Origin of the sequence: Trichocoleus sp. ST-U1 (assembly GCF_039961835.1) — a bacterium.
In the GTDB taxonomy this organism is placed as follows: domain Bacteria; phylum Cyanobacteriota; class Cyanobacteriia; order Cyanobacteriales; family FACHB-T130; genus FACHB-T130.
This window is the reverse complement of the sequence record NZ_JAMPJZ010000105.1, coordinates 1-15,904: the sequence shown is the minus strand read 5'-3', so window position 1 is coordinate 15,904 and position 15,904 is coordinate 1. Positions and strand designations below refer to the sequence as shown.

Genomic DNA, 15,904 nt, shown 5'->3' with positions numbered 1-15,904 from the left:
AAAGTCATTAGAGAATCACCTTGGCGCAATTTGGTACTTCATCCATCATTACAATGCATCATTACTTCTTTAGCACTACCCAACCGCGTAATGTAATCGGCGGTAATTTTATCGCGGCTCTAGTTAGCTTGACGATTTTGCATCTTTTTGGTGCGGAACCCTGGGCGATGGGAATGGCTGTGGCAACTGCTATTGGCATGATGCAGTTCACAGGGACATTGCATCCACCTTCGGGAGCTGTTGCATTAGTCGTAATGATGACGAAGGCACAGTGGCAGTTTCTGCTAACCCCGGCACTTGAAGGTTCTATTATTTTGGTACTCTGTGCAGTAGTTTTTAACAATCTTGCTCAAGACAGGACGTATCCTAAGCACTGGTTTTGAGCAGTCTGAATCTCTACATGAGTAGTGGTAGAAAGGGTCGGGTTAACTAAGGATCGGAGGTTGATTAACCTCCGATTTTTTGCGTAGGGGCTTTTCTTGTGCCATTCTTCTACTGTTTGACCCTGAGATAGCCTTCCCTAAGAAGGATCGTCTATAAATCAGCGCCGTCCCTCTGGCAGAGGATCTAGATGAAGGCGATCGCTAATATTTGTAGTGGGTTGTGGAAAGTCTGGGTTAGGTGAAATAGCACTTTACTTACTTCTGCTGGGTTGAGTAGTTTGGAGACTTGAAGCTATGCGCTGGGAATTCGGTCGTAAAAGCAGCAACGTTGAGGACAGACGCGGGGGTGGGGTTTCTGGCCCTCTAGTTGGGGGTGGTATTGGGACAATCGTTCTGGCGGTCATTGTTGCCCTCTTGGGGGGCGATCCCGGTGCAGTGTTGCAACAAGGACAAGAACAAGCTCCGAGCGATCGCACTTCTTCGGAGTCTCCTCGAACACAATCATCTGCTGCGAACGATCGCATGGCTGATTTCGTTTCGGTTGTCTTGGCGGATACGGAAGATACATGGGGTACGCTGTTTCGCCAAAACGGAGAAAACTATGTGGAGCCGAAGTTAGTTCTCTTCTCAAATTCGGTACAGTCGGCTTGTGGTTCTGCAAGTTCGGCAGTTGGGCCGTTTTATTGCCCCGCCGATCAAAAAGTCTACATTGACTTAAGTTTCTATCAGGATTTGAAGTATAAGCTCAACGCACCTGGAGACTTTGCCCAAGCGTATGTAATTGCTCACGAGGTTGGGCATCATGTGCAGAACTTAATGGGAATTTCGAGTAAAGTTCGTACATTACAGCGTCAAGCTAGTCGCGCAGAGGCGAATCAACTTTCAGTCAGGTTGGAGTTACAAGCAGACTGTTTTGCTGGCATCTGGGCGCATCATGCTAATCGTTCCCGGCAAATTCTGGAGGAAGGCGACGTTGAAGAGGCGCTGAATGCTGCTAGCAGTATTGGCGACGATCGCTTGCAGAGTCAGTCTAAAGGGCGTGTTGTCCCAGATTCTTTTACTCACGGTAGTTCAGCGCAGCGAGTCCGCTGGTTCAAGCGGGGGATTCAGACAGGGGAACCGGCACAATGCAACACCTTTGCAGCAGCAAATCCGTAACAAAATTTGGTGTCTATTTTAGTAGCAAGCGATCGCTTCGACAAGTGCAGATGGTTGTTGAGAACAGGCGATCGCTCTGTTTGTTCCCCAACAGTAAACGTAACTACAGGACTATGCAGACGATTGGAAAGCAGAGGTCAAAGTCCAATTTCTGTTTAATGCGGGCAAAAAATGATGAGCATTGAGTTTTACTTTTGCTCAACACAATCTACGACGATGGCAATCCTACTACCCATCAATTATTGACTGTCAATTTAGTATATCTCTTCGGAAGTAATTGTGTAATCTAACGGTTGAACGCAACCCACGTACAATAACTTCAAGAGCAAACTTTACTATCCTTCGTTTACTTTGAGTCCAGTGATTTATTAACAGATTTCCCGTATAAGTTGCTATTGTGATAGTTAATAAATTCTTCACTTATTTGGTGACTTGGATGTACCCGTATTGCGGTTAAATCCAATTCGATCACGCCATAGTCAAACATAGCATGGTGATTTGGAGATAATATTATGATATTTGCAGCTACATCAGGCCCGTTATATGGACGGTCAAGAGGTTTAATATGATGTGCTTCAGAATAACAGTCTCCATTTGGCAGCGTAATAGATGTTCCGCAAAGCTGACAGCAGTTTTTATGCACTCTTTTAGTCTGGCGTGCTAGCTGTGTATCTCGAAGTACGCGGTAAATTGCCTACAAAGTTCGTTGGGGTGTATCACTGGTTTCTACATCCCTAATGTCAAACGCCTTCGGTGTTTTCTTCTGTAAGGAGCGAAGTCCCCAAATTCCCTGTCCAAGTCCCTCTACGGAAAAAAATAAGTCAGGCTTATCCTTGAATTTAACAGAGTCAGACGAATGTTTTTCAATGTTGTCTCTAATCATAGCATCAAAAGTTTTTCGATGTGGTTGTGGGCGAATTCTTCGAGTTTCTTGATAAATATCAGACAGAGGTGCAACCCCCCCAAGGTTAATTAAGGCTGTTGTTATATCCTCAATCCATGTAGCCATTACACTATACAGCTCCTCGCTAACTTCTATTAAACTGCCTATAGTTCTAGGTTTAACATGATTTTGATTTGGGCATCTTCACTTGCCTATTCCCGTAATAGAGTGGGAGCGATCGCAACCAGCCAACATAATAGCTCAGATGAGAGTTGGTACTCTGGATTAGCAAAGCAACTGCCATTTTCGTAAAATGGTTTGTTACATCAAGCTTCCCGCCTACGCCGTACCTCAAAACAAGCCTCAGCCCGATAGAAACACACATCAAATTCTAGGAAAAAGTTTACATGACCTAGAATTACTGGAACATTCGACGAGCGTGCCCAGGCAAATGCCAAACGAACTGGGGGAAATTCCCCCAGTATCGCTGTTAAGAGGATGCCTCGTGCCTCGACATCACTTAAATTACCCGCCAGTTGCAATACTGCCGTCTGTTGCTCCCATATTGCTCCCAACTGTAATCCCAGTTCGTAAGGCAACACATTCACCGTTGAACCTGTATCCAGCAACGCCTCCAAATCGAGAGAAGTTTTTTGATAACTCAATCGCAACGGCAAATAAGGCAACTCCCGTTGATGGAATGAAAAACGTTGTGCTTCAGGCATCCTGCTGATCCTGCTCTGCTGCCAAAAGTTGCATCAAGGTTTTTGCTGCTTCCGGTGCATCACAGGGTATCCAGACTTCGTAAAGTTTTCCCGTTTCTAAAGGATGAATGCTGTTTATCCCATTTTTATCTAACAAATTTTGCTGTTGCAGGACGTGTTGGAATTCTTGTGCCGAAACATCTGCTAACCGCTGTGCCTGCTCAAAATTTAGAATCTTCCGCGTGTATAGTTGTAATGCAAGTTCTAGCCGAATTGCTTTTTCTCCTAGCTGAAGAGATGCTGAGGAAACGCTTAAACTAATAGGCTCTTGAACTGAGTTCATGGGTAATAACTAAAAGGCAGTATAACTCTATGCTAGGCGATCGCTCATCGACAACTCGCAAGACAAGCTCTGTAAGTTCTTCCTTCAGACATGGGGCTACTCTAACTAATGCTGGTGCCTGGATTCTAGTATGAGCAATCGCGTCAACGTGCTGGAGACATTCGGTTGAGAATTGCAGATGACTGTTGATGACAAGAAGCGATCGCGTCTTCACTTCCGCTTGCGATCGCAATGAGGTAATGCTGAAACGAACAGCTACCATAATATTGAAGAGCTATGCGCTGTCTACTTTGAAAGATTAGGTTCCACAACATTTGGGAAACTTTGAAAATTGCGCCGCACCCAATCCATACCCACCTCATTATTGAGTTTAATTTTCTGAGGCGTATTCGGATAAATTTTACCCAAAATATCAGCATCTTGATCGACTACCACTTTGCCAAACTTGAGATATGTCCTGCCGAATAGCTTAAAGGCAGGGTGCTTGGCTTGACCGAATAGCAAAATGTAAGTCCTTGTGCGGTTCTCGGCTTCTGGGACAAAGATGTGACACTGGACTGCTTTACCTAATGGCATTTCACCATGAAAAATCACCAGAGATGGGAAGTAGTTTTCCAGGTGGGCTTTGATGGTGGTCGGGAGTAGGAATAAATCGGGTTTTCTCAGCTTTTCTGCCAAGTTGTAAGGGGCGGTAGGCAGATCATAAAACGCATGGGAATGATGCCCATTGTCAATAAATTGATGAAATTCCACATTGGTAACTCGGAATAATTCCTGGTGAGTACCGTTTTGGTGATTATAGTCGTGCATATTCAGCAACATAGTCAGCAAATCGGTCTCTACACTTGTATCTGCGGTATGCCCGACAAAGTAGTAGGTATCTGCAATGTCATTCAAGAGTGCGGGAATCGGCACTTTTGGCTCGTATCCGCCGTAAGACCAGATGAAATCTCCTTGAATTGTTAACTCTAACGGTTTCAGTTGAGGCAACGTTTTCTTTTCCGTTCCCGGCAAAACGGTGCATCCTTCTGAATCAAACGGCAAGGCATGAAACGGGCAGACGACAGTACTCGTACCATCCGTGTGTGCTTCGCACCATCCTTCTGACAACATTGCTCCCATGTGAGGACAGGCATTGGGCAGGGCATGGATTCCTCCAGCAGCGTTTTTCCACATCACATAATCATTACCATACAGAGAAATCTTCCGAGGTTGGTTCACTACCAACATCGACTTGTGCGCCAACAACCAAGGCGCACCGAAAAGCATAGACTGCATAATGTTCTCCGGTAGAGATAAAATTGTGAATAATCCGTCGTGTTTTCAGAATATGACAGAATATTCACATTCGTCAAGAAGTCTGCGCCGTCAACCCAAACAGCAGCGAGGTAAAGAACGGGTCGAAAAAATCTTGGATGCAGCAGCGGCAGTGTTTGACGAAGTGGGCTATGAAGCGGCAACCACCCATCTGATTGCAGCCAAAGCGGGGACGGCAATTGGGTCTTTGTATCAGTTTTTTCCCGATAAAGCTGCCATTTTTAAGGCGATGGAATTACGCCATACCGAGCGCGTTAAGGCCATGTGGTCGAGGGCAGATACGCCAGAGATGGTTCGATTACCACTCCGACAGATGATTCATGGATTGGTCAGCGCGATCGCACAGATGTTTGAACAACCTGTGTCACGGGTGGTGTTTGTGCAGTTTTTTATATCCCGCGAGATTTTCCAGTCGATCGATGAAAGCATGACCCAGGAAGCAATTGACTTCATGGCTGGTCTCTTAAAGCAAAGAAATTCGGCATTGAGTAAAGCGCAATGTAATCTACTGGCAGAGGTTTGCGTCCACAGCAGTAATGCTGTTCTTCTGTCGGCACTTCGCAACCCAGATCAACAGCATCGTCAACAGTTGGTGCAGCAGATTGAGGACTTGTTGGTGTCATATTTAGAGCCGTATGTAGGGGACGGTCGGCTGGGCGGTGTAATGAAAGTAATGAAGTGTCTGCATTGTCAATCGGAGCAGCTATCTAAAAACGGGTATCGAAGGGGGAAGCAGTGCTATCGCTGTAAGGAATGTGGGAAACAGTTTGTGGAGAATTCTCAGCGTTTCTGACCCCCGTTCGCTAGCAGTATCAATCGCCCTGACTTCACACCCAAAAAAAGCGATCGCTTTCTTTATTCTTGGTTGTGAATTGCCACCAATCCCAAAATTCCTCTCCGTTGATCCGGTCTTTAGATGGCTTAGGGTAGGCTGATGAGCGATGAATGCATCAGTATGGGCGATCGCACTAACAGACACCTACCATAAAAAGCAACCTACGGCAAAATAAGAGGAAGGTTAATACGGTCGCGGCTATGTCTAAAAGCAAAAAGCACAATCTCAAATGGCTCAAAGAAACCTTAGAGCTAAAAGAAGACCATAACTGGAAATCAAAGCCAGGAACTCGGATCTTCGTAGCAGGACGAGGGGCGTTGCGCTTCGATGTCCCTGAGGATTGGCATTTTGAGCCGGATGAGAAGTCATTCCGGTTTTTAGACAAAAAGCCACCCAACGATGATGCTCGCTTAGAAGCTTCCTTTAATTTACTCCCACCTGGAAACTGGAAAGATTTTCCCTTGGTTCCGTTATTAAAGAAGGTAGTTAAAGATGATGAACGTCAGCCGATCGAGCGAGGGGAAATTATTCAACTCAAGCGTCAAACTGCCCGCATTGTTTGGACTCAGTTCAAATTTATTGACCCAGAAGAACACCGCGAAGCTTATTCCCGAACCTGTATTGGCCTAGGTTCTGGTGTTCAGTGTCTGATTACTTTTGACTACTGGGTGGACGATGCAGATCGCCTAATTCCTGTATGGGATACGGTTATGGAATCGTTAGTGCTAGGGCTTTATATCCGCGATCCTCGAACCGGACTGGCATTACCCGACTAGAGGTTGGGGGATCTAAATTCTCAAACTGTGATGGCAAGAAAAGTTTGCGATCGCTTTGTTCATTCCGAAGAGCGATCGCGCTGGTGCCTACGTGCAGCTAATAACCAACCTACAGCAGCTATCTATTAGGCTGTAGTCTGGGTGTGTACGACATTGTACAGATGAAATTCGTTTCGGGCTAAACCTTCCCAATACGGTTGCTCTGGGTTGAAACCAGGTTGCTTGAGAATTGCTTCAAACGCTTCCTTGCTCTCCCATTGACCATAATTAAACATCCGAGTACCATCTAGACTTCGATGAAAGGTAGCTGAGAGTAACCCCGTTGAGTTACTCATCGCACGTTCTAATTCAGCAGAGGTTCGTCTAACCATCTCAGGTTGATTAATTGGCATCATCCGAAATTCAGCAAGGTGCGTCACTCGTTCGCCTTCAGCAATTTCAACTTCTGCCGATAGAGATCGACTAGCAGTTACTTCCAGTAAGCGTGAATCAGGCGGGAAGAATTCACTGAACACTGTTGGACGAGGCAAGCTGCGGTAATCAAATTTGGGATTCCATTGGCTATAAGTAAAAACTCGCACTCCATCTAAACTACGATGCACGCTGGCTGATACGAAGTAAGGATTGTCAATCCAAGATTTGATTTGCTCTTGGATAACTGCCTCAATCAAGGTTGACTGATGGCGCTCTGCAACAGTGTACAGGTCTAGCCCAACGATCGCAGTATTAGTCCGGTCAATCTGCACCATAGTTCTATGCTCTTAAACCATTCATTACATGATGATTTTGCTTCACTGCTATGAGTTAGTTGATTCGGTGAAGACTACCTCGTGAAGCGACATTTGAAACTCATTGTTGGCAAGCGAGCGCATCACCATGAGAGGCTCAGCCATCGGAGGATTCGCGTTCATCTTGGCATACAATTGTTGGGAACTCCACAGCCCATAATTGATAGCGCGGGCACCATCAAGACTTCGATGAAAGTGTGTGGTGATTAATCCTGCTTGTCCTGAGATTTGCCGTATTGCTTCTGCGGTCGCTTCTAAAAAGCGGGGCTGATTAGCAGGATCTTTCAATCTAAACATTCCAAAGTTGATGAGTTCCCCCATGTTCGCTGTGATTTGCATCTGACTGTCTGCTGGCTCACTCATAAAAATGTCGTAAAGATGAGAGTCTGGAGCAAAGAAACCAGTAATCTTAGTCGCCAAAGCGATATCGCGGTTATTGATATAGGCTTCATAAGTAGCTAGATTTTGCCACTGCACATAATTGACAACACGCAACCCATCCAAGCTGCGATGAATTGCATTTGCAATGTATCCAGGTTGCTGTTTAAGGATGTCGTGAGTGTAGGCTATCAAACTATCTATCAATAACCATTGTTGGTCGGGCTGGGTAACAAAAATATCTAGTTCTGCCAGAACTGGGTTGTCCTTGAATACGGTAAGCATTTAGATGATTCCTCTGTGCTGACTATGTGATGATTGGTCAAACCAAAACGCAGCGAATTGTCCAACCAATAATACAGAGTCTGCTTACTGGCGTATAGTCGATTTTTGCAGCTTTAGAAGATTCTTGCTATTTCTTAAGAAATTGTTTCGGTGTAACTCCAGTGAGGTGCTTAAAGTGTCTGCCAAATTGACTCTGACTGGTAAAACCAACTTTCAAGGCAATATTTGCAATACTGTGCTGCTCCTGCATCATTAATTCCTGAGCGCGTTCAATCCGACGTTTAATCACATATTGGTAAGGAGAGTAACCTGTAGACTGCTTAAACAGTCGGGCAAAATGATACTGACTCATACCGAGTTCGGTGGCGATCGCTTCTAAGGAAACATCTTCAGCTAGATGAGCCTGGATATAGTCGATCGCCTGTTGCAATTTATGGCTAGGCAAACGACCTGAGTAAGATCGTATTTCTCGCCTTCGAGTTGAATAGTGCCGTAATAGATGAACAGCTAATGCATTTGCCATCGATTCTGCATAAAGGCGATCGCTTAACCCGTCTATTTCTAGTTCGGTTTTGAGTGCCAAACCAATTTGCTGGATCAAAGGATCGCAAATCTTAAGCTGTGGCGCAACTTGAGCATCGTCTGCATCAACCGATTCGTATAGGGCACAAGTAAACAGCTTCGGTTCAAGGCGAAGTAACAAGAATTCCGCATCAGTATCCCAAAACAGTTTGCGATGTAGATAGGGAGGTGTAATCATAATGTCACCTTCAGCCAGACGATTGCTGCTGCGTCGCCCATCTATCGTTCGTTCTAACTGAATCGGTTGACCAAGATGAATACTGAGGAGATAATTCGGAAGGCAACACTCAGACTCCTGATTAGCGGGTTGATGATGGTGTTCAACCTGAAGAATATCTGAGACAATGTCTTGACTTCGCAAAATTGGCGATCGCGGCACAACCTGTAAGACAGCATTTTTTTGGTAGAGTCTTGGTTTATGCACTCTCTTCTAGCACTTGTGCCGTACTTTCATTGTTTAAATTTTAGTATAGGCGATCGCATCGGCTAGATCGTTGTTGGAAAGCTTGCGATCGCATTCGCATTTACTCATATGTTATACCGCTCAGCTTGCTCAGTCCGCCTCGCATCCCCTGAATACCGTTAGATAGCAGCGCTGAGTTGTTGACGGATGGGAATCTGAATCACAAACTCGGTTCCCTCACCAGGAGTGGAGAAGCATTCCAATTTACCGCCATGCTTTTCTGTGACAATTTGATAGCTGATGGACATCCCCATCCCCGTTCCTTTCCCAACCGGCTTAGTTGTGAAGAAGGGATTGAATATCCGTTGCTGAATGTCTTTGGGAATACCAACGCCATTATCCGCGATCGCTATTTGCACCCATTGCGAATCAATCACTGAAGTGGAGATAGTGATTTGATCGGGATGGTCTTTTTTCTCCTGATACGTGCAATTGGCTTTGGTTTCTTCGAGTGCATCAATCGCGTTTACCACGATATTCATTAAGACTTGGTTGAGTTGTCCCGGATAACACTCCACAAGGGGCAACTTTCCATAGTCTCTAATCACTGCGATCGCTGGGCGGTCTGGTTTGGGTTTCAGGCGATGTTGCAAGATTAGCAGCGTACTTTCAATTCCTTCATGGATATCTACTTCCTTCATGTCCGCTTCATCCAATCGAGAGAACGTCCTTAACGATTTAACAATTTCTCGAATCCGTTCAGTCCCTAGTTTCATGGATGAGAGCAACTTCAACATATCTTCGTTGAGAAACTCTAAATCCATCTCATCAATTTTGGCTTCAATTGCAGGTGTGGGAAGGGGATATTCTTGCTGGTAAAGCTGCACTAACTCTAGAAGATTCTGAGCATATTCATCGACAAAAGTGACATTGCCATGAATAAAGTTGACCGGATTGTTAATTTCATGGGCTACTCCAGCCACCAATTGTCCCAAACTGGACATTTTTTCGGTCTGGATCACTTGTGCTTGAGTGCGCCGTAAATCAACCAGGGTTTGTGAGAGTTCTGCTGTCCTGACTTCGACTCGATTTTCCAATTCGGCGTTCGTCTGCGCCAGTTCGTTAAAGGAATCTTGTAACTGAGAAGCCATGTGATTGAAGGACTGTGCCACGGCATCTAGTTCTTTGATGTTGGTCGTTTCAACGGTTTGGTCTAACTGTCCAGTCGCGATCGCTTCCGATGCTTGGCTCAACTTTAAGATCGGACGAGTAATCCAGCGTGATGTATAGATTCCTAAAATCGTTGCCGCTGCCAATGCTCCCAGACACAGGAGGATAGTTGTGCGAGTGTTGGCATTAATTTGAGAAGTGAAATCAGATTCCGGCACGGTGACAACCACCAGCCAGTCTAAGCCAAAGCGATCGCGCCAGGGCGTGACTTGAATAAACTGACGCTGTCGGTTGAATGTTACCTGAAGTTCTTGAGTATTTTGAAGGGTTGTGAAATTCTGGAATTGTTGTTTGAGTTTTTCTGCTACGGTGCGAATCAAGGGATCTGGGCTGTCTAGGGCACTGTGGCGTTTTGTCTCATCCTTGACTTTGTGTACAACGGGTTGAGTGCTGGAACTGCCAATCAGCAAGCCATCCCGTTCCATGATAAAGACTTGTCCGGAAGGGCTAACTTTCAAGTTCCTCAAGAATTCACTCACATTCGTGAGTAGCAAATCTACCATCAGAAGGCTGCGTAGCTTGCCCTTCTGGTCATAAATTGGGTATCTAGCAGGGACTGCAACATAGTAATTAAGACCAATGTCAGAAGTGCCGCTGTGGCTTTTTATTGCCTTACCTGCTTCAGTAATCTGTACCGTATTCTCAAATGCGTATGTGTAGATAGCAGCCCAGGCTGGCTTACCTGTTTTAATGATGTCTTCCACCCCTGGTGGCGATAAAGGATCGGCCTGATAACTCTGCAAAAGGCTTTTCCGGTTGCCCCGTTGATCGGCGATGTAATCCGATGCCACACCGTTTCCAGGGAGATTTTCAAAAACCAGGAGATTCACGCCATTTACCCAACGCCCAGCGCCTGATTCGGCACCATTCGGTAGAGCATAGCCAATGTAGCTGATTGTTTCAAATGCTCTAGCTTGACTCCAGAAATACTGTTCGCTAGCTTTAGGGTCATTCAGATTCAATCGTCCAGAAGCGATCGCATCTGCATTGACTTGGTTTAATTGCTGTGGCAGCGCCAGATATGTATCCAAGTGTTCATCAACCTGTTGACTCGCTTTGTCAATCAGTTGATTGGCTAGGTCATTGACTGCTTTCTGTCCGTTTCTAAATGACAGATAGCCAACTAACCCTACCGCTGCAAATATTTGTAATACAAAGGGAACGATAAGAATCAGACGCAAGGGAAACTGGTGCGTAGACTTAGCAGGACGAGCTGTTTTGATATTCAAGGGGGTCGCTCAGCAGAAGGTTTCAAGGAAGTACACAAAAGTATGAAATCTTACCTTATAGTTCCCGAATCTACTTTAGAAACATCATTTGAGCTTAAGTTTCAGTAGAAAGGCTTAAACGAGAGCGATCGCAGCTTAAGCCTTTGGGAGAATTGCGTGGTTTCGTTGCAGTCTGCGATTAAGCAGCCTCGCTTGCGATCGGTGTAGTTGGGCGATCGCCCTAACCTTCGATGAAATTGAAACTATTTAAACCCATTGCACTGGATCTAGTTGATAGTAGCGTTGCAGTTGGTCATAAAGTGCTGGATGCTGCTTCAGCAATTGGCGGGGTTTTTCAAAAAAAGTCTCTGTTGCTACAGCAAAAAATTCGGCAGGATTCGTTGCACCATAACTATTCATTACCGTCTGTACGCCTCGTTGAATATCATTGCAGAGTTGTTGATATTCTTCTGTCATCACCTTTGCCCAAAGGTCATAGTCTGAATCTCGCTGCAAAATAGGAACACCCTCAGCTTTACCATCTTCTTGATCCAACTGATGAGCGAATTCATGAAGCACAACGTTATGTCCATCCCGCCAATTGGAAGTGTCTTGCTTTACCTGTTCCCAAGACAGTACCAGTTGGTCATTTGTCCACGATTCCCCCAGTCTGGCTACACGTCTTTCTTCAACAATATAATTCCCGGTGTAAGCAGTTTCATTAACAAAATATGTGCTAGGGTAAACCAGGATTGAACGAAGTTTAGGAAAGTAGGTTTCTCGCTGGTTGAGTAGGAGTAAGCAGGCGACAGCCGCAATAATCACCTTCATTTCTTCCGTTACCGCTAATCCTCCACAACCAATAAATTGTTTTTCTGCTAAAAACACTTGAATGTGTCCCTGAAGCCGTTTTCGTTCAGCGGGACAAAGAAAAAGGTAAACAGGAAGATTATTCTCAACAATCGCATTCCATAGAGGTAAAAAAGGGCGCTGTTGCAGGCGGTTCCGTCGCCGTTTAACTAGGACAGGATTGACTAAAATCCCAGTGATAATCAGTCCAACGATCAGAAAAATAATAATTATTTCAACCATTGACTTTTAAGCATTTTATGCTTCCTGATTCACAGATAAGCTTGTGGATGAAATATCTCTGAATTACATTATAGGATTACGCCTTTGTTGCCTGCCTGAAAAAAAGAGAGATCGCTCTAATGGTGGACGACTGACCATGAGAGCGATCGCTGATTTGACTCCTTGCTCATTCAGAAGTTAGCAAATCTCGTCCAGATCGACCCACTTGTCATAGGATGAATCGTAACCAATGTAATGAATAAAGTATTGCTGGCCTTGGATCTTCTCAATCGTTGCAGAATACCAATCTTCTTCTTCATCATCCCAACCTTTTACCTTTTGACCCACCGTATATCCGTTGTCATCGGATGAGCCACTATTGGGAATACGAATGTCATCTTCGTCAATCCACTCATCATGGGATGAACCGTAACCGATGTAATGAACAAAGTATTGGTTATCTTTAATTTTCTGAAGCGTTGCTTGATACCAATCTTCTTCCTCACTATCCCAGACTTCTACTGTTTGACCTACTGCATACTGATAGGTATCTGATATTACAGTAGAAGAAACATCTTGATGGAGTTTTTGCTCCTCTTCCGTAACTTCCTCTTTTACCAAAGTATGGGCTTTTAAAATTAGATTGCGAGCCACACTTTGAACTCCTGTATGCTCGTAGTAATTGGTGGTTTGATCCAAAAAAGCTGCCACAAAGTCTAAGTTATCATCAGCAATCTGGATAAAGTTACCCAAACTGTTAGAAATAGATTGAGGCGTGACGCCTGTCTTGGATACTAAATTCTGCATCCAGCCTTGCACAGAGTTGAAACCCTGAGTTAGAAAACCAAGTTTATCAGAGGGATTATTCCCTGGTAGAAAGTTCTGGACGGCTAAAAAAACCGGATTTTGAGCTAATACGCCAGCATCAGCACCACTAATTGTCCCCTGAATCTTGTTGAGAAAGTCAGGACCCAATGGCAGAATTCCATCTATACAAACTAAAGCCATCATCCGCGTTAGGGATGCATCTTTATAGTTATTAGCGAGAGAATTAGCAAATTCTTGTGGATTCGGTTGGGGAATACCATTCAGTTTACAGAAGGCGATAATTTCAATAGCGATTTTTAGAACAAGGTCAATACTTTGAGTTACGTCTGCTTTGGGAGTGATATTGCCCAAAAAAGAGAGGAAGCTTATTTTTTCACTAACTTTATTGGCTAAAGCCGCCGCCGCCATCGCTGTGTCTGCTTTATCAATTGTTTGATAAAGTTTGATTGCGGTCTGATGGTTTTGTTGAGGATCGTGATATAAAGCAACAGCGCGATCGCGGATTTTTTGGATTACCTTGGCATCAGTTTCTCCAGTAATACTACGGATACTATTATCAAATCCTACTAAGTTGTTCCACTGACTTGGCACTACATAATCAAGAGCCTTTAAAACTTTAACCGTGATATTATCAGTTGGTAGTTCATCAACCAACTGAATAATTGATTTTTCCATACGTTGCTTCCTTGAAAAATAAGGTTTTTCTTGAATTGTACTCGATAAAATTTTGAGCCTTGGATTTATTTATATTTCATAACTCTTTTGGCTCAATTAACTTTTAGAGGCAGAACAAGCCTATAATTAATAGCTATGAAAGAATATTTATAAAATTATTGTTCAATATTATTGGGAATCGAAACAGATTTTTTGCTAGACCAAATGCAGTCTGCATTTGATGAAAACAAGAGGGCATGGGAAGTGATTATTCCCATGCCCTCTTGATGCTGTGTACTTGCTAGGTAAACTCCTTTCGCGCTACTTTTTCTTACAAAGCAATAGCAACGCCCCCGTTAGGACTGTGGTTGTTGACGGCGTTGACGCCATTGCTGGCGCAATTGCTCAAGTTGTTGTTTTTGCTCAGCAGTCAACACTGCTTCCATCTGGCTCTTGCTACTCTGGCGAACCGCTTGGAGTCTTGTTTTCTGGTCTTCCGTCAAGTTTAGATTCGGTCTTTGCCGTTGCTCTTTAGCAAGGCGCATTTGTTCCTTTTGCTCTGCGGTGAAAATAGCATCCATTTGCTGCCGCGTAGACTCTTTAATTTGCTGCATTTGTGCTTTTTGAGCATCAGTCAAATTCAGCTGGTCATACTTCATTCCTGCGCCACCACGACCAGGACCTGCAAAGGCAACATTGGTGAAAGCGGGAATCATTGGGGAAGCGGCAAGCATCAACGCGATCGCTCCTGGCAAGAAGAACAAAGGTTTCATCTTCATAACTGTGCAAATTCCGGGTTGTTAGTGTGTAGCAACAACGCATTCGATTGTTGTATTACCTTAGACCGGGCAAGAGTAAAGATGGTTCAGTCTTGGTTAAAAATCATTGTCTCCTATTCGCCCCATCTCTCAGATGTATCGCCTATAGCCTTTACTAAGCAATGAAATGGGCGGCTAAGAGATTTACTGAATTGTTCGCTTATGAAATGCGATCGCGTAGCGTACCAAAGGCGATCGCACTGCTGTCTATGTGCAGCCGAAACCAATGTGCGCGATCGCTATAACTGGGAGAGCAACTTGTCGTAGTCTGTATGTGTACCAATCCAAAACCACACAATACCTATTCTCGTTTCTCACGCCGACAGCACGATAACTTTTACTAACACGAGCAGAATAGATAGGAAGGGTGGGATGGACTTGCTTGAAGCGAAGACTAGGATGCCAAGGATCTTGCTTGAACTGCCGATATGCGTCGCGTGCTTGTTGCTGAACCTGCTGAGAAATAGTGGCAAATGCTTTGCGAAACTGAGATGTTGTTCTAGATTTCACAGGGTTTCTGGATCTAACTCTTGGGTTTTGCCTGCCCGATCTTCAGCTAATGCCTCTGCTGCAAGTTTGGCAAGCATATCCTGAGACTGTGAAAACGCTCTATCCCAACAAGCTTCATCTTCAAGCTCTTCAAGGATAAATGCTGCGATTGCATCTTGTTCGGTTTCAGGAAGCTGCATGACTCTTGCGATCGCCTGTTCAAGTAGCTTGGTCATGGTTGTTGCATTGTTGCAGAAAATACTCTGTAATCATTGTACTGTTCTGTTCTAATCCAAGAGCCTGAAACTCACTTACAACCGAACTTGACGAGGCAATGTAATCTTGGTCGTTCCACAGATAATCTGGCGGTAACTTGACACGGTTGCAACTGCGATCGCACTTCTACATACAGCCAAAACCAACCTACGCGAGCGATAAATCTTTTTCTTCATCCTTGCGATCACTGTTTTTGGATTGTTTGATTAAGGGAGCGATCTCCCTTTGGGTACTGGCAAAGCAATCGCTGTTTTACCCGATTGTATCTACTGTATTTGGACGCTACCTGAAAGAGATACCAATTTTTCGACTCGGAAAGCGGCTTATCAAGGCGAATTTAGTCGTCATTGCACTGAACAGTACAAACAATATCGCTCGGCATCGCGCTTAAATAAAGGGGAGCTTGCGATCGCACTAACAGACTACCGGCGATGAGATGGGACTGTTGGGACCGGCTGTGTCGGTCCAGAAACGCGCAGCTGCGCGCCGTGATGG

The 15,904-nt window shown here is 44.7% G+C and carries 18 protein-coding genes and 3 pseudogenes; 6 read left to right on the top strand and 15 right to left on the bottom strand.

The window, feature by feature from the left end:
• The first annotated feature begins 20 nt into the window (after nucleotides 1–20).
• Both NDA06_RS23870 and NDA06_RS23865 read left to right on the top strand, forming a co-directional pair.
• Nucleotides 21–383, top strand: coding sequence for an HPP family protein (locus tag NDA06_RS23870; protein ID WP_348251887.1), 363 nt, complete (start codon nucleotides 21–23; stop codon nucleotides 381–383).
• Nucleotides 384–677: 294 nt separating this feature from the next.
• Nucleotides 678–1,541 carry a neutral zinc metallopeptidase gene (locus tag NDA06_RS23865; protein WP_190986454.1) on the top strand — a complete coding sequence of 288 codons (864 nt, stop codon included), beginning with the start codon at nucleotides 678–680 and terminating at the stop codon, nucleotides 1,539–1,541.
• 346 nt (nucleotides 1,542–1,887) lie between these two features.
• Here NDA06_RS23865 and NDA06_RS23860 read toward each other — a convergent pair whose 3' ends face one another.
• The 6 genes from NDA06_RS23860 to NDA06_RS23835 form a co-directional block, all read right to left on the bottom strand.
• Nucleotides 1,888–2,184, bottom strand: a complete 297-nt coding sequence (locus NDA06_RS23860) for an HNH endonuclease (RefSeq protein WP_199324167.1) — start codon at nucleotides 2,182–2,184, stop codon at nucleotides 1,888–1,890.
• Between the two features lie 51 nt (nucleotides 2,185–2,235).
• On the bottom strand, nucleotides 2,236–2,550 hold the full coding sequence (locus tag NDA06_RS23855; RefSeq protein WP_199324166.1) for a hypothetical protein: 315 nt from the start codon (nucleotides 2,548–2,550) through the stop codon (nucleotides 2,236–2,238).
• Between the two features lie 200 nt (nucleotides 2,551–2,750).
• Nucleotides 2,751–3,149, bottom strand: a complete 399-nt coding sequence (locus NDA06_RS23850; RefSeq protein WP_190986453.1) for a retroviral-like aspartic protease — start codon at nucleotides 3,147–3,149, stop codon at nucleotides 2,751–2,753.
• Entirely contained in the window at nucleotides 3,142–3,471 is a 330-nt protein-coding gene (locus NDA06_RS23845; RefSeq protein ID WP_190986452.1) for a UPF0175 family protein, read from the bottom strand. Before NDA06_RS23845 ends, NDA06_RS23850 begins: the two co-directional genes overlap by 8 nt.
• Complete coding sequence (locus tag NDA06_RS23840; protein ID WP_190986451.1) at nucleotides 3,446–3,733, bottom strand: hypothetical protein; 288 nt, start codon at nucleotides 3,731–3,733, stop codon at nucleotides 3,446–3,448. Before NDA06_RS23840 ends, NDA06_RS23845 begins: the two co-directional genes overlap by 26 nt.
• 23 nt (nucleotides 3,734–3,756) lie before the next feature.
• The gene (locus NDA06_RS23835; RefSeq protein ID WP_190986450.1) at nucleotides 3,757–4,749 is read right to left on the bottom strand and encodes a Rieske 2Fe-2S domain-containing protein; all 993 of its coding nucleotides are present in this window, start codon (nucleotides 4,747–4,749) and stop codon (nucleotides 3,757–3,759) included.
• A 1-nt stretch (nucleotide 4,750) separates the two neighbouring features.
• On the opposite strand from NDA06_RS23835, the pseudogene NDA06_RS23830 reads away from it, so the two are divergent.
• From NDA06_RS23830 to NDA06_RS23820, 3 genes and pseudogenes are all read left to right on the top strand, one after another.
• A pseudogene (locus NDA06_RS23830) lies at nucleotides 4,751–5,404 on the top strand (TetR/AcrR family transcriptional regulator); the annotation flags it as partial.
• A gap of 57 nt (nucleotides 5,405–5,461) precedes the next feature.
• Nucleotides 5,462–5,566, top strand: a pseudogene (locus NDA06_RS23825) (TetR/AcrR family transcriptional regulator); the annotation flags it as partial.
• Between the two features lie 257 nt (nucleotides 5,567–5,823).
• The gene (locus NDA06_RS23820; RefSeq protein WP_190412432.1) at nucleotides 5,824–6,399 is read left to right on the top strand and encodes a hypothetical protein; all 576 of its coding nucleotides are present in this window, start codon (nucleotides 5,824–5,826) and stop codon (nucleotides 6,397–6,399) included.
• A gap of 125 nt (nucleotides 6,400–6,524) precedes the next feature.
• On the opposite strand, the gene NDA06_RS23815 is transcribed toward NDA06_RS23820, so the two are convergent.
• The 9 genes and pseudogenes from NDA06_RS23815 to NDA06_RS23775 all read right to left on the bottom strand — a co-directional run bounded on the left by NDA06_RS23815 (nucleotide 6,525) and on the right by NDA06_RS23775 (nucleotide 15,369).
• Nucleotides 6,525–7,148: an antibiotic biosynthesis monooxygenase gene (locus NDA06_RS23815; protein WP_190525961.1), complete on the bottom strand. Its 624-nt coding sequence runs from the start codon at nucleotides 7,146–7,148 to the stop codon at nucleotides 6,525–6,527.
• Between the two features lie 48 nt (nucleotides 7,149–7,196).
• The gene (locus tag NDA06_RS23810) at nucleotides 7,197–7,850 is read right to left on the bottom strand and encodes an antibiotic biosynthesis monooxygenase (protein WP_190430491.1); all 654 of its coding nucleotides are present in this window, start codon (nucleotides 7,848–7,850) and stop codon (nucleotides 7,197–7,199) included.
• A gap of 127 nt (nucleotides 7,851–7,977) precedes the next feature.
• Nucleotides 7,978–8,856 (bottom strand): AraC family transcriptional regulator, encoded by an 879-nt coding sequence (locus tag NDA06_RS23805; RefSeq protein ID WP_190986448.1) that lies wholly within the window; start codon nucleotides 8,854–8,856, stop codon nucleotides 7,978–7,980.
• Nucleotides 8,857–9,014: 158 nt separating this feature from the next.
• A complete protein-coding gene (locus NDA06_RS23800) occupies nucleotides 9,015–11,294 on the bottom strand; it encodes an ATP-binding protein (RefSeq protein ID WP_199324165.1) in 2,280 nt (759 codons plus the stop codon).
• Nucleotides 11,295–11,540: 246 nt separating this feature from the next.
• Complete coding sequence (locus NDA06_RS23795; RefSeq protein WP_190986447.1) at nucleotides 11,541–12,365, bottom strand: M90 family metallopeptidase; 825 nt, start codon at nucleotides 12,363–12,365, stop codon at nucleotides 11,541–11,543.
• A 177-nt stretch (nucleotides 12,366–12,542) separates the two neighbouring features.
• Nucleotides 12,543–13,847, bottom strand: a complete 1,305-nt coding sequence (locus tag NDA06_RS23790; RefSeq protein WP_190986446.1) for an agenet domain-containing protein — start codon at nucleotides 13,845–13,847, stop codon at nucleotides 12,543–12,545.
• Between the two features lie 335 nt (nucleotides 13,848–14,182).
• Complete coding sequence (locus NDA06_RS23785) at nucleotides 14,183–14,605, bottom strand: Spy/CpxP family protein refolding chaperone (protein ID WP_190689275.1); 423 nt, start codon at nucleotides 14,603–14,605, stop codon at nucleotides 14,183–14,185.
• Between the two features lie 278 nt (nucleotides 14,606–14,883).
• Nucleotides 14,884–15,154, bottom strand: a pseudogene (locus NDA06_RS23780) (hypothetical protein).
• The gene (locus NDA06_RS23775; protein ID WP_190412440.1) at nucleotides 15,151–15,369 is read right to left on the bottom strand and encodes a hypothetical protein; all 219 of its coding nucleotides are present in this window, start codon (nucleotides 15,367–15,369) and stop codon (nucleotides 15,151–15,153) included. Before NDA06_RS23775 ends, NDA06_RS23780 begins: the two are co-directional and overlap by 4 nt.
• 137 nt (nucleotides 15,370–15,506) lie before the next feature.
• Between NDA06_RS23775 and NDA06_RS23770 the strand changes: the two genes are divergently transcribed.
• Complete coding sequence (locus tag NDA06_RS23770; RefSeq protein WP_190986445.1) at nucleotides 15,507–15,800, top strand: hypothetical protein; 294 nt, start codon at nucleotides 15,507–15,509, stop codon at nucleotides 15,798–15,800.
• Nucleotides 15,801–15,904 lie beyond the last annotated feature (104 nt).